Genomic DNA, 24387 nt, shown 5'->3' with positions numbered 1-24387 from the left:
TGGCCTTATCAACAAGTCAGACAAATTACAGCTTGACTCCTATATCAATTAGCCAGACATTTTAAATTGACTCCATCACCTGACCAGTCCACAAGTGGTTCCCCTGCTAACAGCAGATCCCGCGCTTACCCCCATGAGAACCCCACGCATCAAGGTCGATCCCTCCCTCCCCGCCGTGTACCACTGCATGTCCCGCGTCGCCGGCCGCCTCCCACTCCTCGACGACTCCGCCAAGCACAGACTCCTCAACATTCTCCACCACCTCGCCCGCTTCTGCGACATCGACATCATCACCTTCTGCATGATGTCCAACCACTTCCATCTCCTCATCCGCGTCCCTCCCAAGCCCCTTCCCGACTCCATCCCGGACGACGTCATCCTCGCTAAACTCGATGACTTCTACGGGCCCAAGGCCACTCTCCCCACCCTCGCCCGCGCCGCAGTCAACAAGGGCCAACCCATCCCCGACGACGTCCGCCAATCCGTCCTCTCCCGCATCGCCGACCTCTCCATCTTCCTCCAGGAGTTCAAACAACGCTTCTCCCGCTGGTACAACCGCCGTCACGACCGCACCGGCTACCTCTGGGGCGAACGTTTCCGCAGTGTCCTGGTGGAAGACTGTCCCAGCGCCCTCCGCGCCATCGCCGCCTACATCGACCTCAACCCCGTCCGCGCCGGCCTGGTCAACGATCCCAAGGATTACCGCTTCTGCGGCTACGCCGCCGCCCTCACCGGCGACAAGGTCATCCGCCGTGGAATCATGGGCTTTCTGGGCGCAACCGACTGGAGCGCCGCGTCAGCAGAATATCGCCTGGCGCTATACGTGATTGGCGGCACGTCAGGGCGGAGCGACAAGCGTGTGCTGGACCCGGAGGCGATCCGGGCGGAACTGGCGCGGGGCGGACAACTGCCGCTGGGCCAGATCCTGCGGCTACGGATCAGGCACATGACCGATGGGGTGTTCCTGGGATCGAAGGAGTTTGTGAACCAGATGTGGGAGCGGCACCGGGACAAGTTCGGGAAGCGACGCAAGAGCGGCGCACGGATTATTCGAGGCGCCCCGATCCCGGGACTGCGAGTCCTCCGCGACCTGCGCGTGGATGCGGTTGGGTAGCCAGTCGTAGCATCTGGGGCTGGATCCCCCGAGCCAGACACCGCCTGCGATCGGACCCCGCGGAGACGTCCCGGCATGGAGGCGGTGCATCTCCAAATGAAAACCGTCGGGAGGGACGTTGGGATCTGGCATGCCCTGACCAACGATCCAAGCGACCGTCCGGGCTCGCCATCTGTCGCGTTCCACAGGAAATCGCGGCGGAATTGAACGAGCCGTTCCCGGCCACGAAATGGTTGTCAGCGGCGTCCCTCGACCCTTTGATACCTCCATCCTCCGATGAAACGCCGCACGTTTTTCGAACTGATGGGCGGGGCAACCGCCACCACCACCCTGGGCATCGACCGGTTGCTTGCCGACTTCAAGGTCTCGGATCCACTCCGTCCCGGCGTGGCTGGTCTCCCCCGCCGAATTCTGGGTCGCACCGGTTGGGAAGTATCCATCATCGGATTCCCGGCCCTCGCCCTCATGCGCCTCGATCAGAACGAAGCCAACCGCGCCGTGCAGGACGCCTTTCACCGCGGAGTGAACTACTTTGACAACGCTCCGGCCTACGGTCGGGACGGCGACTGCGAGCGCAAACTGGGCCCTGCCCTCGAAGGCATCGATCGATCCCAGATCTTCCTCGCCTGCAAGACCAAGGCCCGCGACAAGGCCGGCGCCCGCGCCGAACTGGAGCGCTCCCTGGAACGCCACCGCACCGACCGTTTCGACCTCTATCAGATGCACCACCTGGTCACCGTGGACGAGGTGCGCCAGGCCTTCGCCCCGGGCGGGGCCATCGAGGCGTTCCTCGAGGCGCGGGAACAGGGCAAGATCCGCTGGATCGGGTTCTCCGCCCACAGCACCAGGGCCGCCCTCGCCGCCCTCAAGGCCTTCGAATTCGATACCGTGATGTTCCCCGTCAGCTTCGCCGAATTCTACCTCCGCGACTTCGGCAAGGCCGTTCTCGAGTCTGCCGCGGATCGCGGCGCGGCGGTCCTGGCCATCAAACCCATGTGCATGGGTGCCTGGCCCGAAGGCGTCGAGCGCACCCGTAATTGGTGGTACCGCACCACGGAGACGCCCGAGGAGGTGTCCCTCGCCCTTCGCTTCGCCCTTTCGCTCAAGGGCGTCGTCAGCGGATTCCCTCCCGCCTTCGTCGAACTCCTCGACAAGGCGCTGATCGCCGCCCGCGAATACGAACCCGCCACCGCAGAGGTCCGCGACGGCCTTCGCGATCTCGCGCAACGCTGCGAATCGATCTTCATTCGCGAAGACCTTCAGGGCGAAAACTCCGCCTCCCTCAACCGCCTGCCCTACCCCGAACACGCCCACGAATGCATGGGCTGAGGCACCCCCTGACCCACCATCCGCAAAGCCGGCCGCATGGGGCGGAGGGGCGGAGGAACGCACGCTTCAGTACGGCAAACCCATCCAGCCTGTCTGGATTCACCCCCCTTAACGCCGGGCAGCGGCCGCGTTGGCCCGTCGCCAGTCCCATGGCGCCACCGGCTTCCGATCCGCCCACAGACCGCGCCGCGCCTTTCGAGCCTCCACCTCCGCCCGGGCCAGATCCTTGTCGTCGGAATACTGCCGGTAGTGCCAGGCCAGACCCATCCGCACCAACTCCAGATTGACCTGCTTCCGCCCCACATACACCACCCCCACCGTCCGCCCGTAACGGTCCGTGTCCTGAATCACCACCCGGACATCCTTCCCAAAGACCATCTCCGACAGCGCCCGCTTCGCCTGTTCCGAATACGGCTGCCGCCGCTCCGGCGCATCAATGCCCGCCAATCGGATCGTCGTCTCCTTCCTCCCGGAGACCACCTTCAGGGTATCGCCATCCGACACCGAAACGACACGCCCGCGCAGATCCGCGCCCGAAACGGCACAAGCCCACAACAACAACGGCAGCAACAGCCCCGCAAGCATGTGACGGGTTGGCGTCACGCGTCGTACCCTGCCCGCCGCCCCTGCCCCAGTGCACGCCCAAACCCACCCGGACCTCAGAATGGAAATCCGATCGAGACATGCACCGTGCCGGCCGGGTCGGCGGGACGCGGGTTCAGATTGTGCCCGTACTCGACGCGGATCGGACCGATGACCGAGTTCCAGCGAAGGCCGACGCCTGCGGACCAGAGGGTCTCGTCCCACATCCGTTCCCGCAGTCTGGCGGTCTGCCCAACCCCATCGACGAATCCCACCACCGACCACGATGGCGTCAGGAGTTGCTCAAACTCGAAGTTCCACACCAGGGCCGCCTCGGCGCCGATGATCTCACCCGCGGCGTTGCGCGGGGACGCCTCGCCCCGCTGGTATCCCCGTACGCTGTCGTCGCCGCCCGGCAGGAACCGCTTGTTAAACGGCACCAACCCTTCGTCGCCCGGGTCCGAGACCAGCGAGTACCGCAGTCCCGCCCTCAGGTACCGACCGCCCCGCAAGGGCAGATGCGCCGATCCCCGAATCTCCGGGCGCAAATACCGCGCCTCACCGCCAAGCTCGGGAACCGCCACCTCCAGGGTCACCCCCAAATCATAGCCCGCGCGCGGACTCACCGCGGAATCGCGATGGTCCAACTGCCAGTCCAGGGTCACCGACGAGACCAGCGGCTGGTTGGCGCCGGAAAAGCGGGTGGCTTCCGACGGAGCGTCGAGCGCCCGCAACAGTTCGAAGGTGTACCGCACCCCGACCTGGTGCCCCGTTCCCTCGAACACCCGCCGCATCCCCGCCCCCGCCCGCGACTCTTCCCTGCGGAAGGACACCTCCTGGCGGGACAGAAAATCCACCAGTCCGAACACCGTCAGGTCATCCACCAGAACGTCGGGAATCGAATAGGTGGCCGTTCCCTCGCTGGCCTTGAAGGACTGGATCAACCGCAGATCGACCGAGTGGCCCAGACCGAACAGGTTGCGTCGCGCCACATCCACGCCGGCATAGAGCAGTTCGTAACTTCGAAATCCCCCCAGCAGATCCACCGACAGCCGGCGCCCGGGCTCGAGATCGAACACCGGATCCCGCACCTCGGAATCCGTCGCCGACGCTTCGTAATCGACACGGATGAACCGGTAGCCCCCCAACCTCGCAATCCGCGATCGCGCCTCGTCCACGGCCAGCCGGTCCAGCCAGGGACCTTCCAACGCCGAACGACGTGCCAGCGGTTTCCGGATCCGCCCGGGTTCCGGCGCGCCGCGTCCCGTGAACCGAACCGTCCCCAATGGCACCCGGGGGCCACGCACCACCTCCGCCCGCACCTTCACCTGCACCATGCCCGTCTCGTCCGCCGTCTGCCCCTCCGTCGTCAACCGCGCGGTCGCATCCGGATACCCTTCGCGAAACCACGCCTGCAACACCTCCTGCTCAAGATCCTCCAGGCCCGCACGCGACAGCACCCCCTCGTACTCCCGGGTCTCTTCCACGACCACCGGACCGTCGGCGGCGTCCCGCACGGTCACCCGGACACCGCTCACCCGGTGCAATGGCCCCTCCTCCACCCCGACCACCACCCGCACCGCACCGGATTCCGGATCGATTTCCGGATCCTCGGGGACCACCCGGGCGCGGGCATACCCCATCGTCTGCAACGCGGTCTCGAGCGCCCGGCTCGCATCCGTGAACTCATTCCGACTGAACCGCCGCAGGGCCCGGGTCTTCAGCAACCCGTCCGACCGGACAAAATACCGGCTGGCCTCCTCCTCGCTCAACACCGTCAGACCCCGGAACAGGATGGACCGGTAGAAGTACCGCAGCCCCGGTGTCACCCGGTACCGCACTTCGGTCGCCGCCAGCGGGCGGGGCAACGGAACCAGATCCCGTCCCTGCCAGACCTCCGTCAGCTCCTCGCCGTTCTCCAGGGTCAGTTCCAGACGCACCGCCGCATCCAGATACCCAAGGCCCTGGGCGTGATGCAGCAGCAGAAACGCCCCGTCCTCGATCGCGTTGGCGTCGTACACCACCGGCGGCTCGGAACTTCCCCGGACCTGCCGCAGCACCGCCTTCATCTGCAGATTCCCAAGCCAGCCCAGTCCCTTGATGCTGAGGCTCGCCGGGTCCGCCTCGTCCGCCTGCCCCGTTCCATCCGGAACCCCATCCCCCGCGTGATGACCCACCCCAGCCTCCCCCTCCCCGACCTCCCCGCCCAGGCACCCACTCCACCGCTCCCCCGTCATCATGGCCAGCACGACCACCCCCACGCGCACCCAGCAGGAAAGGCCTCCCGTGTGTCCTCTCATCGGTCAATCAGTCGCCAGCGGACCCCCGCATTGAGTTGGCTCCATCGATCGTATTCCCCCACCAGCGCCCACCGATCCGTCAACCGGTACTCCACGCCATACGTCAACTGCCCGCTGGTCGTGACCCGCTCGCCGCTGTGGAGGGTCAGGCGTGGTTCCTCGCTGGGGTCCCCCATGAGATTGGCCACGATGTCGTTGGCCAGATAGGCCCCCACCTTCTGGATCTTCGCCGAACCCGTGAAGGCGTACTCGTCCCTCGGCAACGTGCCGGCCGTCAGCATCTGCAAGGTCGCCCGCGTGCTCATCGGCGGCACCGTTGAAAGCCGGATCTCCGGGTCGTCCAGATCCCCGTCGAGCGACATGGTGACCGAATACCCGAAATTCAGCCCCTCGGCCGTTCCCTCGATCCGGGGACGATAAGGGCTCCCCTCCGTGAACCGCACCCGCAATTGCTCCACCCGCAATCGCCCGAACGGAAACAGGATCTGCCCCGTGTCCACCGCCCCCTCCCCGAGCAACCGCGGATGCCGCAACGTCCCCAGCAGTCGCGTCTCCGCCGAAACCGTCCCCCGAAACGCCGGACTCAACACCCGCGCAAACCGGTTCCCACGCACCGCCACGTTCAGGTTCCAATCCCCCACCGGATCGGCGTCCACACTGAAATACGGCGGACGCTGATCGGGTCGTTCCAGGTTCACCCCCACGAAATTCCGCACGTCCAGCATCACCACGCTGTTCCTGAGGGTGACCACCCCGTCGATCCTCGGCGGCGCCTCCGTGTTGGTCCGCACCAATGCCAGATCCAGATCGGCACGCAGCATGGCGTCCGTGGACCGTACCAGGGTCAGATTGGTCGCCGCCACCCGCACCTCCGCCGTCCACGATTCCAAATCCGCCACCGTCAGCCCCCCCGAGATCGCGATGGGCTGCCCGTTCAACATCGCGCCGCTCCGCTCGAATCGCACCGTCTGCCCGTCCAGCGCCAACCGCACCGTGATGTCGCGCAGCGTGCCCAGCGGTTCCCGCGGCTGCATCGCCGCCTCCGCAACCTCGACCCAGCCGCGCCACCCGCCCTGCTCGATCCGGAGATCCGCCCCCAGCGTGCCCACAGGTTGCAGGAACTCGCGCCACGGTGCCGTCAGCGGACCCAGGTCCGCCCGTCCCACGGAAAGGTGGCCCACCGCCTCCCGCCAGTCTGCCGGTCGCACCCCCATCCAGAGATTGCTCGAGGCGCCACCCACCAGCGGCAGGCGCACCGAGGCCAGCGCCTCCTGACCTTCGTACCGCAGGCTCAACCGCTCGATCACCGCTTCCCGTGGCGTGGCCCGTGCCGCCAGCTCGATCTCCCGAACCTCGACAGCCACCCCGTTCGTCTCCGCCCCCCTCCAGCTCGCCCCGGCCACCCGCGCCGCCAGACGCACCTCGGGCTCCTCCATCGTCCCACCCAGTTCCAGCCGCACTTCCGGACGCTCCAACGCCACCCCGGCCAGCGCCGACGCCCAGTCCCAGGGCCATGCCCCGGCAGGCAGTTCAACCGTGCCTTCGATCGCCCCCTCCGGAATCGGTTCCCACCCGACTTCCCCGTCCGTCACCCGGATCCGCAGCGGCAACACGACATTCGCCCCGATCGATTCCACCCCGTCCCGCGGCACCCGCACATCGCCAATCCGCACCCCGTCCGCCCCCAGCCGAACCCTGCCCGAGAACCCTGTCGTCCCCAGCTCGGGAAGCGGTCCCGAGACATCGAACGCCACCCCCCCCTCCAGTGGACCGCCCTCCCATCCGATGCGCCCCTCCACACCCGCCGCCCGAAATGCTCCCAGTCCTTCCGGCGCCGCGGGCCACCACGTTTCCAGGAATCCCGCCGAAAACGATTCCAACCCCAGCTCCGCCCGCCCCCTGTCAGGCCACGCCACCTCCCCGGAAATCCCAATCGTTCCCGCATCCCCGCGCCATCGAGCCGGTCCGATTGCAACGGCGTGAAGCCCATCCCCGCCGGCGTCCGTCCAGCGCAACGCCACCTCGAAGTCCCGCTCCAACGCCAGGTCCACCCGGTCCCCCGTCCGCATTTCCCAGGTCCCCACCCGCATCCGCACCTCCCGGGCCGGTTCCGCCCCGGAACCGGCCTCGACCCACACCGTCCCGGTCAGGTCGATCCGCCCCGTCCCGGAAGTGATCGTCGCCTCGACATCCGCCTCCTCCAACCCTCGAACCGTCACCCCGACGCGCAGATCCAACGGAGCCAGCCCGGGCAGCCCAAGGGCCTCCAGCAACCGCCCGTCCACCCGGCCCACCGGCCGGTCGAACGGCCCGGACGCCGTCGCTTCCACGTCGATGGGCGGCAACGCGGACGTCCCTGCACCCGCGTATTCCGGAATCCTTCCCGAGTATCGAAGCCGGACCCCCTCCAGCACCCTTTCCTCCAGGTCCGCCGCGCCCTCCACCGTCAGTCGGGCATCCCCGCCGGGACGCACCTCGAACGCGTCGATCCGCAGTCGCGGCCAGTCGAGCGCGCCGTTCAGCGACAGACTCTCCACCGCCATCGTTCCCCGACCCGCATCCTCCGCCTGCACTGCGAAGGTCAACCTCGGCCCTTCCAGACTCGAACCCAGCGAATCCACCCGGCCCCGCACCCGGCCCCTCCATCCGTCCATGCCCAACGCCCCGGCGTCCGCCACCAGTTCCAGCGATGCCTCCGGAATGCGCACCGGAGGCTCGAACCCCATCCGAACCGGCCGGTCCAGCCTCACCTGCACCGCCTCCGATTCCACCCGCAAGGCCGCCACTTCCATCCAGTCCAGCCCGAACGTGGCCCGCAACTCCGCCGTCAGCGGAATCCCCCGTTCCACCTCCGGCAACCTCGTCTCCCCGCCCGCCCGCAGATCCAGCGTGCCCCGTCCGTCCCGCCATTCCGCTTCCAGCGATCCGCTCAATGTCCCCGGGAACCCCTCCGGCACCGGCGGCGCCGGCAGCGTCCCCGTCAAACGCGCCGATTCGGGGAGCCACCCTTCGACCCCGAACCGTGCCGCCAGTTCCACCCGGTTGGTGGCATCGCCCACCCGCAACGCCAGATCCCAGGCTCCTTCCGCCCGCCCAGTCCGTCCCACACGCGCCTCGACCGACAGGTCGTGCGGTCGAACCTCGGCCTCCAGCTTCAATCCCAATCCTTCCGCCTCCTCGGCCCCCTCCGGCACCACCGCCAACCGCGCCTCCCACCCCTCGTACCCCACCTCCGCCGTCAACCCCTCTCCGCCCAATCGCACCCCGGGAATCCGGAAGACATGCCCGGCCACCTCAACCCGACCCCCGCTGAGATTCACCGGCCCCGACAGCCAGGCCAGACGCGGCAGCCAGGGCAGCACCGGCCCCAAGGCGCCCTCGACCGATTGGATTCCGGGCTCCTTCGCAGGGTCCTCCTCCGGATCCGGCGTGATGACCAACGTCCAGTCCCTCCCCTCGATCGTCGGCGACCCGGCCCCGCCACAAACCAGCCGCCACAACCATGACCAAGGTTGGTGCCATTCCAACGTCCCGATCCTCACCGCCACCGGCGCCGCCTCGAAGCGCACCTCCCGCCATTCCACCCTGGACCACCCGAGCCGCCGCGCATCGCCCACCGTCACCCCCGCCACCCCGGCCGCCGCCCGCACCGCCGGAGGCACCCACCAGGGCGCGGTCAGCATGATCGCCACCCCCGCCACCGCTCCGCCAAGGCAGAGACGGCGCCAGGGTCGTCGCCGTCGTGGAGAGACAGACACCGGAGTCAAAACGATGTCACCTTGCGCCCGACCGGCTCGCGCAGCAAATGCAGGTTAAACGCAGGTTAAGTGCGGGTTCCCTCCAGCCGGTTCACTCCAGCTTCCCCGCCGACCACAGCAACCCCCGGCTCACGAACTCGAGAAAGACCGGATCGCGGAAGGTGTCGTCCGAATGCCCGTAGGTCGTCCCGAAAACGCGGGCGTTCCCGAACTGGTTCACCCAGATCACCGGGTGCTCCGCCCCGTTGCGCTCGCTCGCCGACGTCGCCAGCACCGTCACGTTGGGCCAGACCCGGTCGATGACGTACAACTCGTCCATGGGCGTGACCCAGTCCGACGGCATGGTCGCCAGCACCGGATGCACCGGCTCAAGCACCTTCACCGGGTACCGCGATTGGTGCTCGTGCCGCCGGCTCTGAACCCCCAGGAACTCCCGCCAGTCGTCGATCGCCGCATCCCGGTACGTGTGCATCGCACAATGGATCACCACCGCCGGCATCCCCTCCCGATGCGCGTCGGTGATCTTCCGGATGTACTCCGGATCACGCGTGTCGGCGAAGCACTCGTTGTGCACCACCACGTCCTGCCCGGCCGCCCAGTTCGGATCGTCGTACAGCGCAATCTGCGCCCGCGTCCCGCTCCCCCCTTCATGCACGATCGTCCACTGCACCCGCGCGTGCCGCGCCACCGCGTTGGTCAACTGCGCTGTCTGAAACGGGTAGTTGTGACAGCACCCGCCCGTCACCAGCATCGCTCGCAGCGAAGGAAGCGCCGGTCCCGACGCCGACACCGCGGGCGCGGCGGGCACACCCGCCCCCTCACCCGCCCCCTCACCCGCCCCCTCACCCGCCGCCAGGACCGCCATCGGCCCAGCCAGCCACACGCCCGTCAGCCATCGCCATCTCCCGGATGCGGTCTTCATGCCGCAACGCTAGGCAGCCCGGCCCCGACCGGTCAAAAGCGATTCTTGCGGTAGGCCCCCAGTTCCGGCGCGTCCGGATTCACCTCCGGCCCGAAGTAACGCAGGCACACCAGCGGCTCCGTCCCGCTGGTGTTCTCAAACGTGACCCCCAGCGTCGCTCCGTCCGCCGTGCAGAAATACTCGTCCTCCGTCAGCTCATGGAACCGGATCAGCCGCGGGCTGCTCAAGGGCTCCCCATTGATCTTTCCCCGCCCCTGCACGCACGTCAGCCCGTACGACCCGGTGTCCCAGATGGTGCACTTCACACCGGGATCGACCGTCAGTTCCTTGGCCGTGAAAAGCTGCTCGCCGTCAATCCGGCCGTACACAATCCAGCGGTCCACATACCCGTCCTTGCGCGTGTCGGCCACCGGCACCGGCTCGAGATAATGGTTGTCCTTGAAGTTCTCGTCGCAGTTCTGGTCCCAGTCGAGCTGGTTGACGATGAAGTCCAGATCCTTGTGCTTCGACTTCGGCATGTCCTTCACCAGCAGATCCCACGGCACATAGCGGCCCTCGACCATGCTCTGGTACATCGCAAAGACGTCGCTGCCCCACTGCGGCTCGTACGTGCACAAACTCCCCGGGGCGTGCAGCACGCACGGCGGAATCAACCATCCCGTCCCCGGCTTCAACCGGTAGGCCCGGCTCAGGTCCAGGATCCCGTTGTCCCCACGGTTCCAGTCCTCAAGACACTTCCGCACCTGCCCCTTGGTGGTCCCGGGTTCCAATCCCATGAACGTGTACGGGAAGTTGTTCCCCACCGGATTGTGCTGCGGCGGGAAATAATACGACTCCGGCTTGCCCTCCTGCCCCACCAGCTTCGCCTGCTTGGCGCTCTGGTGCATGTGGTGCGGAATCGGCCCCATGTTGTCGAAGAACTTCGAGTACACCGGCCACCGCCCGTACTTCTTCCAGATCGCCTTCCCCACCAGCGTCGCCCCGCAATCCTCCACCGCCTTCCGCAGCGTGAACCGCTCCTTCCCCACCACGCAGTAACTCAGGCCCTCGTCCGGCACCCGCCCCTCGTTCGCCGCCTCCGTCGTCGAGGCAAACCAGCGCTCGTCGATCCCCCCCCGGTTCGCCCCGTACGCATACGTGTCGTCCGGATGCAGCTTCAACCGCAGCCCCGGTTGCAGGAATGAACGCGGCACCCACGCCGGCGCGAGTCGCAGCAACCCGCCCGTGCGCGTTATCTCGGCCTCAACCTTGCTCTGGGTATTGCGGGTGACGGTCTTGAGTTGCGTGACGGTGTTCATGGTGACGTTGGGGTGGACGCAGGACACAACCTCCCGGCTTCGTCCCGCGCGCGTGCCGGTCACGCTACCGGGACCGGCCTGCCCCCCGCCATCGCAAAACGTCTCCCATCGCCCCGCGCCACCCCATCCCCCGGGTCAACGCCCTCCCGCCTCCGCCGGCAGCTCGACGTGCTCGCTGCTCGCCCGAAGTCCCCGCGTGTCACGCACTGCCAGAAACGCCACCCGCACCCCTGCCCCCGGCAGTTGACCCGCCACCCGTCCTCCCTCAATCCGCGCTGGCACCGTCTTCCACACCCGCTGCGCCCAGGGCCCGTCATCCTCCGTGTAACAAACCATGGCCTCCTCGACCGGCAGCGGCGTCACCAACTCCGCCTCCAATCGATCCCCCACCACCCGTGTCGCACCCAAACGGGGCAGCCTCGCGCCGCCCCGCAACGCATGGTCCACGAAGGCATCCACCTCCTCGAAGTCCCAGATGTGCCCGTGCGGCAATCCCACCACCACGCTCACCCAACGCCACGGTTCCGGCACCAGCCGGTACGACCGCCGGTAACTGTCCAGCGGATACGCGAAGTCCGTCGTCCCGTTCAGGAACAGGATCGGCACACGCACATTCCCCAGGTACCGGCTCGGATCGAAGTGCCGCAACCACCGCTCGCGCGACTCAGCTCCCATCGCCGCCAGCGACCGGTCCCGCCAGTAGCTGTTCTCCCCCAGGAATCCACAGCCGTACACCGGCACCGCCACCTTCCACCTCGGATCCAGTCCCGCCACCATGCACGTCAAATACCCTCCCCAGCTGATCCCCGTCACCCCAACCCGTCCGGCATCCACCTCCGGCAGCGAGCGCACCAGCGAATGCCCCCGGATCACCGCCGCCACCGCATGGTAACTCCACATGTCTCCCACCTCCGCCTCCCCAAAATCCCGGAACTTCACCGCATCCGTCTGGTCCGGCCCCCCGTCCGGCAGCCGCCCGTCCGGCCCGTTCCCCGCCAGGTCCATCGCCAGTGCCACATACCCGCGGCGCGCCCAATGTTCCACCCACGCCGGAAACGCCCTGCCCCCACCCCCATGCACCAGCACCATCGCCGGCAACCGCTCCCCGGACGCCCCCGCCGGCCGGCCGAGATACCCGAACACCCGCGTCGGTCTCCCTTCCAGCGGTTCCCCCGCATACGTCACCTGCTGAACCAACCCCGTCCGCACGCCCCACGTCGCCTCCGGCACCCGCATCAGCGCCTCGATGTCCCACGGCCCCGACGACCGCACCGATCGCGAGGAAGCACACCCGGCCGCCAATACCAGAACAAACCCGAGCCCGAGAGCCACCGTGGGAAATCGCACGACCGAATCCTGCGCCGCCTCCCCGCCCCCTGGAAAGCGCCGAACACCCGGCACCCATCGGTTCGATTCCTGAGCGGGATCCAGCCCCGCTCCGTGGGCGCCATCCTCCGCCCGTTCCCCTCGCCGGACGACGATCTCCTCGGCGAAATGCTCGACCCGCGGCCATGATCGGGGCCGACACCCTCTGGGCATCCGGCGTTCGCCGGCTCGCGACCGCCAATCCCGGAGACTTCCAAATCTTCGGCTTTCACCTCCTGACCGGCTGACAACTCCTCCAACAGACCCGGCCTGCAACATGCCCGCCAACGCGTGTTGCACACCGCTCCTCCGACCTGTTCTCCTTTCCGGCATGGCGGATGTCCCCAGCCCATCCGACGAGCCGCTCAGCCTGCGGCTCGCCCGCGCCATTCCCGAGACCTTCTTCCGGCCCCTCGCCAGACCCTCCGCCCCGGTTTACGTGGACTGCGCCGACCGCCTCGCCCGTTGCGCCGATGAGGGCGGACAGGTCTCCCACGAGGATTGTCAGACTTTGATCCGCGAAGCCCTCGCCGAACATCCCCGGGCCCAACTCGGCGATGACGAAGGCGCCGAATTCGGCGACCTGCGCCAGCGGGCCGGGCAGTTCTACAACAAACTCGTCGAGGCAGGCTGGCTCCAGGAACGCCGTGTCAGCCTCGACGAACGGTGGGTGCTCATCACCCCGCCCCTCCGAATCCTCCTGCGCTCGCTCCGCGAAATGGCGACCACCGACCCGGCGGACCTCCGGGACTTCGCCGCCACCCTGCGCTCGATCTGCCAGACCCTTGAAGAGCAGGGCGCCCTGGACCCGAACCGCATCGGCCCCGAGGAATTCCGCCAGACCGTCCGTGAACTGCTCGATCGCGTCGAACGCGCCATCGAACAGATGCATTCCGTCGAAACGCTCATTCTCCGCCACGCCGAGGAACAGCGCGCCAGCGAATCCCCCGCCGAGACACTCCGCCGTTTCCTGGTCGAGTTCCAGGCCGGCGAACACATGGTCTGCTACGACGCGCTGCGACAGGGCGGACTCGGGCCCCGCCTCCTTCGAGCGCGTTCCGTCGTCCAGGACGCCCTGGCCGATCCCTTCGCCAAAGAACGTCTCGCCGAAGGTCTCGCCGCCCATCGCAGCCTCGCCCCAACCGAGGCCTACCTCGCCGCCGAATCCATGCTCGGCCGCCTCGACCGTGGACTCGCCTCCATCCCCGCCCGCCAGCGCCTCATCGACGGCCGCATGGCCGACTTCTGCCGCCTCTCCAAACAACGCTACGACTACCAAACCGAAATGCGCGGGCGCCGCGCGGAACAGGTCAAGTCGTTCCTCGCCGCCGTGAACCGCCATCACACCGGGCAATCCTTCTCCGACCTGACCGACTCTCCCGGACTCCCCCTTCTCTCCGTTGAAGTCGCCCTCCATTTCGGCACGGATTCCCTGTACCGCCCACGACGCTCCCGCCCGCCGGTCAACCTCGATGTCCCCCCATCGACGGACCCCGGGAACACCAGAGACGCCCAGGAACTGATCCGCACCCGCAATCTCTACGCCATCACCCCCCAACGCGCAGGCCGGCTCGTGGAACGTCTCCTGCCAACCCCGGGCGCCGCCGTCTCGACCGAATCCCTCCGCCTCGCCACCGAGGACGACCTCCTCGACCTCCTCGCCGTCCTCGCCTTCGACCGCGCCACCACCGCCGCCCGCCATCGCCCGATCCGCTGGCGCATCGAAACCGTCCGCGAACATCTCGGGCTCACCCCGGGCGCCATCCCCATCGACCGTGTCTCCGGCCGGTCCATCGAGCGTCTGCTCATCGAACGCCTTTCATGAACCTCCCCTGGCCTTCCTTCTGGCAACACATCCCGGAACCCGACCGTCCCGCCCTGAGCGAAGCCCTCACCGAACTCCTCTCGAAAGGGGTCCTGCTCGGCGACGACGGCCGTGCGCGGGAAATCTTCCTGACCGCCCGGGAACACCTTCGCGATCTCGCTGAATACCTCGCCCCGCTCCACCTCGACCTCTGGTCCGACCCGGATCGCTCGTTCCTCCAGGCCCGCCCGGTCTCGGGCGAGTGCGGACTGACCGCGAAATTCAACAAGGCCGAAACCCTCCTCGTCCTCGTCCTCTGGCGGCTCTACCACGAAACCCGGATGGAACGTGCCGTCGAAACCGTGGTGGTAAGCGCCAACGACGTCTATCAGGCCCTCCGCCTCACCTTCGAACACCTGGAACCGCCCACCGAAACCCATCTCGATCGCATGCTCGCCCGCCTCCACTCCCGCCGCCTGATCCGCTTCCAGCGTCATGACGACCCCCAACGCTTCGGCGAATCCAGCGTCGAAATCCTCCCCACCCTGCCGCGCGTCATCCCCTTCGAAAGCCTCGACGCCTGGGAACTCATGGCCGGCCTGCACGGAGCCGCCAGGGGTACCCCCGAACCCGACGCCGACACGGAGGTGTCCGCGTGAATGACCGCCGGATCTCCCTCAGCCGCATCGTCGCCATCAACTGGTACGGCTTCCGCCAGGTCTTCGATGTCGCCGACCATACCCTCATCGCCGGCGCCTTCGGCACCGGCAAGACGGCCCTGCTCGACCTCATCCAGTACGTCCTCCTCGGCGAACATTGGCGCCCCAATCGCGCCGCCGCCGGCAACGCCCGCAGCCGCTCCCTCGTCAGTTACTGCCTCTGCGATACCAACACCGTCCGCGACGGCGAACCCCATTACACCCGATCCAGCGGCGTCACCCTGGTCGCCCTCGAATTCTCCTGGCCCGCCGAACCCGGGCGCCCCGCCCCGCGCCGCGAGACCTGGGGCATGCGCATCGAGTACTCCAGTCCCACCGCCGAACCCCGCCGTACCTACTTCCTCGCGCCTGATCGCATCGAATACGCCAGCCTCGCGCCCGAGGGCCGTGTGCTCGACGAGGACGCCTTCCGGGCCTGGATCCGGCGCGAATTCGAGTCGGGCAGCTCCCAGAAATGCCTCTTCGGACGCCAGCAGGATTACCTCGCCGAAATGGCCACCCCGCGCCATCTCTACTTCGATCTCCCCCCGTTCCAGAAAACCCTCGTCAAGGCCATCGCCTTCGAACCCGAGGAAAATGTCGAGGACTTCATCCGCCGTTTCATCCTCGAGGAAAGCCCCCTCGATGTCCGCGATGTGAAGGCCGCCCAGGACGCCTATCGCGAAACCGAGGCGCGCCTCCGCCGCCAGGAAAACGAGGCGGCTTTCCTCCGCCGCATCTCCCAGCACCACGCCCACTTCGAGTCCGCCCGCACCGAGGCCTCCATCCTCGGCTGGCTCCAGCGCGCCCTCGAGGTCGCCCGCGTCGAGGAACTCGCCGAACGTCACCGCTCCGCCCTGTCCCGGCTCGAAGCCGAACACGCGGCAGACCGCAAAGCCGTCGAGGACGCCACCCGGCAACGCAACGCCCTCGATGCCTCCCTCCAGGCCACCATCCTCGAAGCGCACCGGGACCCCGACCACGCCAAGCTGAACGATCTCGACGCCCGTAAACGCACCCTCGACACCGAAATCGCCGCCCTGCGCGACGCCGCCCAGCAAACCCGCAAACGCCTCTCCGACCGTCACCAACTCTGGCTCCAATGGCTGCGCCACGCGGCTTCCCTCGCCCAGCCCGGACTCGAAGAACTGGCCCGGGTCGAGGACGCCCTCCTCGATTCCCTCCGATCCGGGGACGACCCGTCACGCCTGCAGGCCCTCCAGCTCCTCGCCGCCCGCTTCAACGAGATCTCCCGGGACATCAGCCGGTTCATTGAACCGATCCGCCGCGACATCGAGACCGCCGACAAACGGCTCCTCCAGATCGCCGCCGACCTCGAATCCATCGGACGCGAACGCAGCCCCGGCACCTTCCCCGTCCTCGAAGCCATCCAGCAACACCTCGGCGGTCGCGCCCATCAACTCGGACGACTCATCGAGGTGAAGCCCGATGCCGCCCGCTGGTGGCCCGCCCTCGAACTCACCCTCGGACGTCACCGCTGGGCCATCATCGTCCGCAGCGAAGACTATCCCGAGGCGCTCCGGATCCTCCAGGCCACCCCGCCGGGCCGCGAACCCGAAATCCTCGTCCATCCCCTCGAAACGCTCTCCCCCTCCCTCCGCACCGAAGTTCAACCCGGCTCCCTCGCCGAAAAAATCGAGGTCCAGGACGTCGTGGCCCGCGCCTACGCCTGCCATCTCCTCGGAGACATCGCCTGTGTCGGGAACCCCGGGGACCTGGATTCCTGTCCGGCCCCCCGTGCCATCACCCCGGACGGCCTCTTCAAACAGTTCCCCACCCGGCGACGGTTCCGAACCCCCGGGGAAGTCCAGCTCACCCTCGGCCGCGAAGGACTCGCCCGCATGAAACAGGCGCGGGAACGCGAACAGCTCGATGTCCGCTCCCAACGCGACCGCGCCGACCGCCGCCTCCAGGACCTCAATGCCTGGCTCGATTCCGGACACCGCGGCGGGCTCGGCGACGGCACCCTCCCCGACCGGTCCCGCGACCTTCCCCGATTGCCCTCCCTCGAAGCCGACTTCCGCGGCGTGTGCGAAACCATCCGGTTGCTCGCCACACCCGAACGCGCCGCCCGCCTCGCCCAGCTCGACGATCTCCAGAAACGCATCGCCTCGGTCGTTGGCGAACTGGCCGTGCGCCGGTCCCGTCTCGATGCCTTCGATCTCCAGGCACGCCAGAACCGCGAAGCCCTCGATCGCGCCGGGGAGGACCGCCGCCAGGCCACCCTCGAACGTGAAGTCGCCCGCACCCGCCTGCCCACGTCCATCCTCGATCGCGATCTCGAATCCCACCTCCGGCAATCCCTCGACGCCGCCCCCACCTGGGAACGCCGTCGCGAGCTGGCCGCCACCCGCGAATCCGCCGCCCGCGACGCCGCCCACGACGCCCGCACCGGGCGTGATCTCGCCCGACGCGAACTCATGGCCGCCCGTGACCCCGCCGGCCACCTCCTCCATCCCCAGTACCAGGCCGACTTCACCGCCGAGGACGACGACAACTCTTCGTGGGATGCCCGTCTCCGCCTTCTCGAAACGGTCGAACTCGAATCCTCCCGCCAGCTCGCGGCCGACCGCCGTCGCGAATGGGAACGGCGCCTCCAGGAAGGCGTCCTCGATCGCCTCAACGAAAAAATCCAGTCCGCCGACCGCACCATCCGCCAGCTCCGGGACTACCTCAACCAGCCCATCGGCCGCCACGTGTACCGCATCACCCAGCGCCGTGACCCCGCCTTCAGTGCCCTCTGGTCCCTCCTCGATACCGGCCTCTCCCCGGCCGACCCGCTCACCCAGGCCATCAAGTCGGACGAGATCGACCGCGCCAAGGCCGACCTCATGGCCGCCGTCGAGGCGCCCGACGGTGCCGACCCGCGCGCCCGACGCCTCCTCGACTACCGCTTCTACCACCGCTACGACCTCGAAATGGTCCACGCCGACCGCCCCGACGCACCCGCCATCTCCCTCGGCCGAAGCGGCCGGAGCCTCAGCGGCGGCGAAAACCAGGCGCCCTTCTTCATCTCCATGCTCGCCGCCTTCCGCCGCGTGTACGACGTCGGATCCCACCGCTCACCCCACCTCGGCCTCGTGGTCATGGACGAGGCGTTCTCCAAACTCTCCGGCGATGGCGTCGAGGACTGCCTCGAACTCGCCAGCCGCTTCGACCTGCAGCTCGTCATGGCCTTCCCCATCGACCGCCTCGGCGTCATGGCCCCCTACGCCGATACCGTCGTGATCTGCGAGAAAAGGGTCACGCCCGGCACCGACGGTTACGTGGCCCATATCGACAACATCCCCATCCTCCTCACCGTCGATCAGGCCCTCGAATCCCTGACATGACCCCCGACGACCCGCGCTGGCGCACGTTCCCGGTCCTGCGGGAGCTGCACGACCAGTGGTGGCGGGCCCGCGGCACCGGCCTTGGCCGTCACACCCGCCCGTTCTCACGCGACTGGGAACAGTTGCTCGAGGCCGCCGGACTCCTCTCCGCCGACCACCGTGCCGACGCCGAACGCGACGCCCGGCTCCTCGCCGGGGCCGGACTCCTTCGCCTCACCCATGACCGGCGCAGACCCCACCTCCTGCAGCGCGTCCAGATCCCTCTCGATGCGGAATCCCGGCTCGCCACCCTCTTCGGCGATCCGCTCGAAACCGAACCCTCCGGACCCGACCCCGCCGCCATCGACTGGGAACCCGAACTCGCCTTTCTACGGGATGCCCGCCAAAACGTCGCTCTCGACGATTTCGTCGCCCTCAACCGCTTCCTCGCCACAGGCGGACGTCTCCGCCCTATCGTCCCGGTCAAGGAACGTTCCATCGAGGTGCTCGGTGACGAAAAGCGCCTCGATGCCCTGCTCGTAACCGCCCCGTTTCGCACCGGCCGCATCACCCCGTCGGACCTCCGCTGCGCACCGGTGCCCGAACCCCTCGGCTGGCGGCGCGGCCACCGCCCGGACGGTCCCGTGCTCGTCCTCGAAAACGCCTCCACCTGGGATTCCTACTGCCGTTGGGATGCCGCAGCCCCCCGGTTCAGCGCGTTGGTCTATGGCAAGGGCCTCGTCTTCATCGACGCCGTGACCCGCCTCCATGACCTGTTCGCCGAGATTCAAGGGCCGCGCCCCATCGAGTACTTCGGGGACCTGGATCCTCCCGGAATCGACATCCCGGTGCGCGCTTCAGAGAAGGCCGTCGCCGCTGGACTGCCCCCCATCCAACCCCACCTCTGGAGCTACCAGCGACTCCTCGAAGCCGGCCCGGGCCGCGAGGGCGCCTGGGACGGCGAACCGGTTCGATCCGAATCCCTGTCCTGGCTGGGACCCCTCGCCCCCGCCGCCCACGATCTCTTCGCCCGCGGCCTCCGCCTCGCCCAGGAACTCGTCGGCTGGGAAACGCTCGCCACCCATCCCGCCCCACTGCCCGCCCCCCCCTGTCCGCCCCACCCCCAGCACCCCGTCGATCGACCGTTCCCACCCCCTTCCCCGTCATGAACACCGCGACCGCCTGCCGTTGCCTGTCGCTCGCTCTCCTGCTCTCCGCCTGCGGGCCGTCCGCACCCGTTCCTCCCACCGAACCCAGCCTGTCCATTCCCCGTAGGGACCCGCCCCGGGTGGACACCGTCGCCCTCGATCCAACACTCGCCCGTTCGATCCAGTCGGGCCGGGAGGCGGTCCTCGCCCAACCCCATTCCGCCGCCGCCTGGGGAGCCTTCGGCCAGGTCCTTCATGCCGCGGAGTTCTATCCGGAAGCGCTCGACTGCTACACCTCGGCCCTGGACCGTGACCCGGCCTCCGTCCGTTGGCGCTACCTCGTCGGACTCCTTCAACTGCCCCACGATCCGGAATCGGCCCTCTCCCACCTCCGCGAGGCCGCCCAGGCCGCCGCCCCGGACGATCCCGCCCCCGCCCTCCGCCTCGCTCACGCCCTTGTGGAACACGGCCGCTTTGCTGAAGGCGCCACCCATCTCGACAAGCTTCTCGCAATCGTCCCCCATCATCCGGCGGCCCGACTCGAACTCGCCCGCGTCCGGCTCGCCGAAGGGCAACTCCCCCTTGCCGCCCAGGCCCTCACCCCCTGCCTCACGAATCTGTACACCGCCCGTCCGGCCCTCATGCTCCTCAGCCAGATCCGAGCCCGGGAAGGAGAGAACGAGGCGGCCGTCGATCTCGCCCGCCGCGCCGAATCCATGCCGCGCCCCCCCGACTGGCCCGACCCCTATCTCCGCGAGATCCGCCAACTCCAGGGCGATCGCGCCCGCCGCGCCGATCGCGTCGCCACCCTCCTCGCCCAAGGCCGCCTCGACGACGCCGAACGCCGCCTGGCCGAACTCCTCCACGAAGCCCCCGAAGATCCCGAAATCCTCCTGCTCCTCGGCCGCCTCCACTTCCAGCAGGGCCGCTGCGCGGACGCCGAAACCCGCTTCCGCGAACACCTCGCCGCGCGTGAAGATTCCCTCAACGGCTGGATCCAGCTCGCCCTGGCCCTCCTCTGCCAGCAGCACTGGACCGAAGCGCTCCCGCCCCTCGAACGGGCCATCGCCCTCAAACCCGACTTCGCCCAGGCCCACGCCAATCTCGGCCTTGCCCACGCCCGGCTCGGCAACACCCCATCCGCCATCCGCGCCTATCGCGAAGCGCTCCGCCATCGACCCGCCGACGCCGCAACCCACGCCGCCCTGGCCGAACAACTCGCCCTCACGGGCGATGCCTCCGCCGCCCGGAACCACGCCCGCCAAGCCCTCGCTCTGCAACCCGAGCTACCCCGCGCCCTCCAGGTCCTCCGCATCCTGAACGAAGACAGGAATGCCGAAGGATCGCCATCGCGATGACCCGCCGCATCCATCGCCCATATCAGTCAGTAAGCCAAAAATATTAGGCCAGGCTGACTACATTGACCGCATCCATACAAGGCGACCGGCATGGTATTGGTATTGTTGACCACCCCCAGCAAGGTCATGGGTCCCGGCTTGGATCGGATTCCCGGGGGTGAAGCAGTGATCAAGAATAACAGGACAGACTGACTACTATTGACGGTATCCGTATAAAGGGACCGGCATTGTACTGTTGACTACCCGCAGCAGGATCATGGGTCCCGGCGTGGATCGGATTCCTCGTGAAGCAGGGCTGGATCGATGCGTCATCAACTTTGCGACTGACCTATTACCTCCCTTGCTCTCCCCTCTCGCTCCCCACTCCCCCTGTTCAACGCAGAAGGCGACCCCGAAGGGTCGCCTTCCCAATAACCTGCCGATTCGCCTTCGAGGCGCCCGGCTATGGCGGTGGACCCGTCCGGGTCCCCTCAGCCTACTGACGCGCCCGGTAGAACCGTCGCGCGTCTGCCGCCGGGATCGTCGCCGGGCTCACTGCACCCGCCACCGCCGACCACGGCCCCGTGACGTTGTCCGCCGCTTCCAGCGTCCCGGTGAACGTCACCCGGATCCCCGCTCCCTCCCGCGACACCGACAACGTCGGCGCCGGGCTCGGCAACTGGTTCGGTCCCGCCGCGGCACTCGCCGCCACCTGGGCCGGCGTCATCGCGCCCTGGTAGATCCGAAACTCATTGTAGCTCCCGGCAAAATGCACGTCCGGGAACTGGGACCGGCCCAGCCACACGTTCACGTCGCGACCCGCCAGATCCGACAGCGGCCGCGGCGCCACCGAGGTCGCCACCAGCGTTCCGTTCGTGTACATCCGCGAGGTGTTCCCCAACGCGCTCCAGGTGATGGTGATCTGGCTCTCCTGACCCACCGGCATCGATCCCGGATGGTTCAGCCCCGCCACGTCGCCACCGTCCGGGAAGTTCGCGACGAACCGCGGGAATCCCGCCCCCGACTTTGCCGTCAGGAACAGGAAGTCCACCCCGCCGTCATTGATGTCCTCCCCGCCGTTGCTGATCCCGAAGTCGAAGATGCGCGACCAGTTGCCGCCCCCGGCGTAAGTCACCCACATCTCGAACGTCCCGTTCTGGCCCAACGCCGAGATGATCCCGTTCGGCAAATCCACATAGCTTCCCTCCCCGCCATCCAGGGTCAGCGCCCCTCCCCCGAAGGTGAACCCGCCCCAAACGTCCCCGTGGGCCGTCCCCACCGAATCCATGACCTGCGACCCCGAGGTCTCGTTGAAGCTGTACCGGTGCCGCAGGGTCACCGGATCGCTCACCACGGTCAGCGTGGCCGGCGTACTGGTCACCTCCACCGGCGTCCCGTCCACCGTGTTCGAAACCCGCACCGTGAACGACGCACCGCTGTCCGCCGCCGAAACCCCGCTCACGGTGTAACTCGATCCGTTCGCACCGGGAATGGGATCGCCGTTCTTGAACCACTGAAAGGTCATCGGCGTGGAACCCCGCGCCACCACCTGGAAGGTCGCCGACAAGGTCTCCGGCACGGTCAGGCTGGCCGGCGCAGTCTCGATGGTCGCCGCAATGTCCCGGTCATTGATCAAATCCGGACCTGCCAGCGTATTCCCCAACACCTGCCCCGGCGTCAGGACATAATCGTACACCCGCACCTCGTCGTACTCGCCCTGGGTGTTCTGGTCGGCGGTCCAGTTGGACCGGCCCAGCCACACGTTCACGTCGTTGAGATCGCTCATCGGCGTGGAAGTCGTGAGCCCATTGATCCGCTGCCCGTTCTCGTACACGTGGATCGTCCCGCTGCTCTCGTGCCAGGTCAGCACCACATGCGTGTCCGTGTTGAACGTCTGCGTCCCCGAATCCGACGTCACGATCCCGCCACCTGGCGGATCCTCATTCCGCAATTCAAGTCGGCGACTGTTGACGTCATCGCCGATCTGGGCCGTGTACGCCAGGTAATCGAGCCCCTGCCCCCCTCCGCCCGGCTGGAACACCTCCCCCAGCCCGTCGTCACTGTTGTCCGTTGAGCCGAAGTCGAAGACCCGCGACCACGTCCGGGCCCCCGTGATCTTGAACCAGAATTCCAACGACACCTCCCCAGGGCCCCCGTTGGCCACGCCGCGTGACGACACCATCCCGTTCGGCAAATCCCCGTAGGCCGCCTCCGTCGAGGATCCCCCCGGCAACCGCAACCGGCTCCCGGTGAACTCCCCGTCAAACCCCAGTACCATCCCATGGGCTGTCCCCACCGAATCCCGGAACTCCTTGTCCATCGCGTCCCCTGCCGGCTCGTTGAACGAGTACCGGTGAGCCGGTCCCTGCGTCAGACGTTCCGCCGTCGCCGCCGGCGGCGGCTCCGGATCCACAAAAGCCGCCCGCTCAAACTCGTAGTTCGCCAGGATCTGCTCCGGCGTCAGCACCCCGTCGTGAATGCGCACCCGCGCGATGGTCGCCGTGGCCCGCAGTCCGCCCGTCGGCGTCTCCCCGTCCGGCTCGAGCTGCGTCGCAATGTTGATCGCCGTGTTGGGATGCGTGTTGATGGTCCCCGGAGCCAGGATCTCCCCGTTCTCCAACCGCCCGTTCGCGTACACCCGCGTCACCGTCCCGTCGAGCGTGTACACCAGGTGATGCCACCGGTTCGCCTCCGGACTCCCGCCGTCGTTGTTCCATCCCAGATCCGGACCGTCCCCGCCCCAATGCCCCACCGCACCCCAGCGGAAATCCGATCCGTAGTTGAACGACATGTTCGAGCCGTCGGGTCCGCCCCGATGTCCCCACGAGACCAGCGTCTCTTCCCCAGCCACGCTCGGATTCAGCACCCAGACCTCGATCGAACGCGTCGGATCCTCCCCCACCAGCCCGTCCGGCGCCCAGATGACCGGCCCCCCCGCCGATTCCACCAACTGCAGGAACTGCGTGCCATCGAACCGAATCCCCTTCGTCCCCCCGGCGAAGGCCACCGTCGGAATCGTTCCCTCCCCTCCCGTCGCCTCAAACAACCCTCCCAGCGTCCCCGCATTCGGAATGCTCGGAAGCGGCCCCTCGGGCAGGGATGTCGCATCGATGCTGACGAACAATTCGCCCGCGCTCTGGACCTGCGCCGTCGCCGCACCCCCCGTCCCCACCAACCCCGCTGCGATCAGTGCCGCCGTTAATCCTGGAAACCGACTCCCGACGCCCCGCGCCGTCGGGAATCCCAATTCGGATGCTTGCTTCATAAATGACATCGCCGGATTGCGTTCACTTCCTGCCCTCCGCCGATGCCCGGTCCACCCCAAAAAGCTGGACACGGAAGGGCACTTCACACGACGGGGACGCCCTGTCATCGCCCGAAATCCCGCCCGGGAGCAAGG

Annotated in this window: 14 protein-coding genes; 7 read left to right on the top strand and 7 right to left on the bottom strand. The window is 67.8% G+C overall.

Translation table 11 applies throughout. From position 1 onward, the window contains the following. Positions 1-133: 133 nt before the first annotated feature. Together KF833_11690 and KF833_11685 are read left to right on the top strand one after the other, a co-directional pair. Entirely contained in the window at positions 134-1114 is a 981-nt protein-coding gene (locus tag KF833_11690) for a transposase (protein ID MBX3745959.1), read from the top strand. Positions 1115-1390: 276 nt separating this feature from the next. Continuing rightward, complete coding sequence (locus KF833_11685) at positions 1391-2443, top strand: aldo/keto reductase (protein ID MBX3745958.1); 1053 nt, start codon at positions 1391-1393, stop codon at positions 2441-2443. 108 nt (positions 2444-2551) lie between these two features. Here the strand turns inward: KF833_11685 and KF833_11680 are convergent, their stop codons facing one another. From KF833_11680 to KF833_11655, 6 genes are all read right to left on the bottom strand, one after another. Beyond that, on the bottom strand, positions 2552-3028 hold the full coding sequence (locus KF833_11680) for a thermonuclease family protein (protein ID MBX3745957.1): 477 nt from the start codon (positions 3026-3028) through the stop codon (positions 2552-2554). A 74-nt stretch (positions 3029-3102) separates the two neighbouring features. Then, the gene (locus KF833_11675) at positions 3103-5325 is read right to left on the bottom strand and encodes a BamA/TamA family outer membrane protein (protein ID MBX3745956.1); all 2223 of its coding nucleotides are present in this window, start codon (positions 5323-5325) and stop codon (positions 3103-3105) included. Beyond that, positions 5322-9083 (bottom strand): hypothetical protein, encoded by a 3762-nt coding sequence (locus KF833_11670; protein ID MBX3745955.1) that lies wholly within the window; start codon positions 9081-9083, stop codon positions 5322-5324. The genes KF833_11675 and KF833_11670 overlap by 4 nt, the downstream gene beginning before the upstream one ends. 91 nt (positions 9084-9174) lie before the next feature. Then, positions 9175-9948, bottom strand: coding sequence for a ThuA domain-containing protein (locus KF833_11665; GenBank protein MBX3745954.1), 774 nt, complete (start codon positions 9946-9948; stop codon positions 9175-9177). 89 nt (positions 9949-10037) lie between these two features. After that, a complete protein-coding gene (locus KF833_11660) occupies positions 10038-11303 on the bottom strand; it encodes a hypothetical protein (GenBank protein MBX3745953.1) in 1266 nt (421 codons plus the stop codon). A 135-nt stretch (positions 11304-11438) separates the two neighbouring features. After that, positions 11439-12650 carry an acetylxylan esterase gene (locus KF833_11655; GenBank protein MBX3745952.1) on the bottom strand — a complete coding sequence of 404 codons (1212 nt, stop codon included), beginning with the start codon at positions 12648-12650 and terminating at the stop codon, positions 11439-11441. Positions 12651-12999: 349 nt separating this feature from the next. Here KF833_11655 and KF833_11650 point away from each other — a divergent pair, with 349 nt between their 5' ends. Genes KF833_11650 through KF833_11630 form a run of 5 tightly spaced genes read left to right on the top strand, consistent with a single transcriptional unit; the run spans position 13000 to position 21008 of the window. Beyond that, a complete protein-coding gene (locus tag KF833_11650) occupies positions 13000-14493 on the top strand; it encodes a hypothetical protein (GenBank protein MBX3745951.1) in 1494 nt (497 codons plus the stop codon). After that, the gene (locus KF833_11645) at positions 14490-15131 is read left to right on the top strand and encodes a DUF4194 domain-containing protein (GenBank protein ID MBX3745950.1); all 642 of its coding nucleotides are present in this window, start codon (positions 14490-14492) and stop codon (positions 15129-15131) included. The genes KF833_11650 and KF833_11645 overlap by 4 nt, the downstream gene beginning before the upstream one ends. Then, positions 15128-18523 carry a hypothetical protein gene (locus KF833_11640; GenBank protein MBX3745949.1) on the top strand — a complete coding sequence of 1132 codons (3396 nt, stop codon included), beginning with the start codon at positions 15128-15130 and terminating at the stop codon, positions 18521-18523. Before KF833_11645 ends, KF833_11640 begins: the two co-directional genes overlap by 4 nt. Further along, complete coding sequence (locus KF833_11635) at positions 18520-19671, top strand: hypothetical protein (protein ID MBX3745948.1); 1152 nt, start codon at positions 18520-18522, stop codon at positions 19669-19671. The genes KF833_11640 and KF833_11635 overlap by 4 nt, the downstream gene beginning before the upstream one ends. Then, a complete protein-coding gene (locus KF833_11630) occupies positions 19668-21008 on the top strand; it encodes a tetratricopeptide repeat protein (protein MBX3745947.1) in 1341 nt (446 codons plus the stop codon). The genes KF833_11635 and KF833_11630 overlap by 4 nt, the downstream gene beginning before the upstream one ends. A gap of 475 nt (positions 21009-21483) precedes the next feature. Here KF833_11630 and KF833_11625 read toward each other — a convergent pair whose 3' ends face one another. Continuing rightward, complete coding sequence (locus KF833_11625) at positions 21484-24252, bottom strand: hypothetical protein (GenBank protein MBX3745946.1); 2769 nt, start codon at positions 24250-24252, stop codon at positions 21484-21486. Between the last annotated feature and the right edge of the window lie 135 nt (positions 24253-24387).

Source organism: Verrucomicrobiia bacterium, from assembly GCA_019634625.1.
Lineage (GTDB): Bacteria > Verrucomicrobiota > Verrucomicrobiia > Limisphaerales > CAIMTB01 > CAIMTB01.
The sequence above is the reverse complement of the archived record's forward strand: the minus strand, read 5'-3'. Positions and strand labels throughout refer to the sequence as shown.

Bases quoted from the DNA above. Each gene is read 5' to 3' on its own strand.
- KF833_11690 (MBX3745959.1), top strand. From the start codon at position 134: ATGAGAACCCCACGCATCAAGGTCGATCCCTCCCTCCCCGCCGTGTAC.
- KF833_11685 (MBX3745958.1), top strand. From the start codon at position 1,391: ATGAAACGCCGCACGTTTTTCGAACTGATGGGCGGGGCAACCGCCACC.
- KF833_11680 (MBX3745957.1), bottom strand. From the start codon at position 3,028: ATGCTTGCGGGGCTGTTGCTGCCGTTGTTGTTGTGGGCTTGTGCCGTT.
- KF833_11675 (MBX3745956.1), bottom strand. From the start codon at position 5,325: ATGAGAGGACACACGGGAGGCCTTTCCTGCTGGGTGCGCGTGGGGGTG.
- KF833_11665 (MBX3745954.1), bottom strand. From the start codon at position 9,948: ATGGCGGTCCTGGCGGCGGGTGAGGGGGCGGGTGAGGGGGCGGGTGAG.
- KF833_11660 (MBX3745953.1), bottom strand. From the start codon at position 11,303: ATGAACACCGTCACGCAACTCAAGACCGTCACCCGCAATACCCAGAGC.
- KF833_11650 (MBX3745951.1), top strand. From the start codon at position 13,000: ATGGCGGATGTCCCCAGCCCATCCGACGAGCCGCTCAGCCTGCGGCTC.
- KF833_11645 (MBX3745950.1), top strand. From the start codon at position 14,490: ATGAACCTCCCCTGGCCTTCCTTCTGGCAACACATCCCGGAACCCGAC.
- KF833_11635 (MBX3745948.1), top strand. From the start codon at position 18,520: ATGACCCCCGACGACCCGCGCTGGCGCACGTTCCCGGTCCTGCGGGAG.
- KF833_11630 (MBX3745947.1), top strand. From the start codon at position 19,668: ATGAACACCGCGACCGCCTGCCGTTGCCTGTCGCTCGCTCTCCTGCTC.
- KF833_11625 (MBX3745946.1), bottom strand. From the start codon at position 24,252: ATGAAGCAAGCATCCGAATTGGGATTCCCGACGGCGCGGGGCGTCGGG.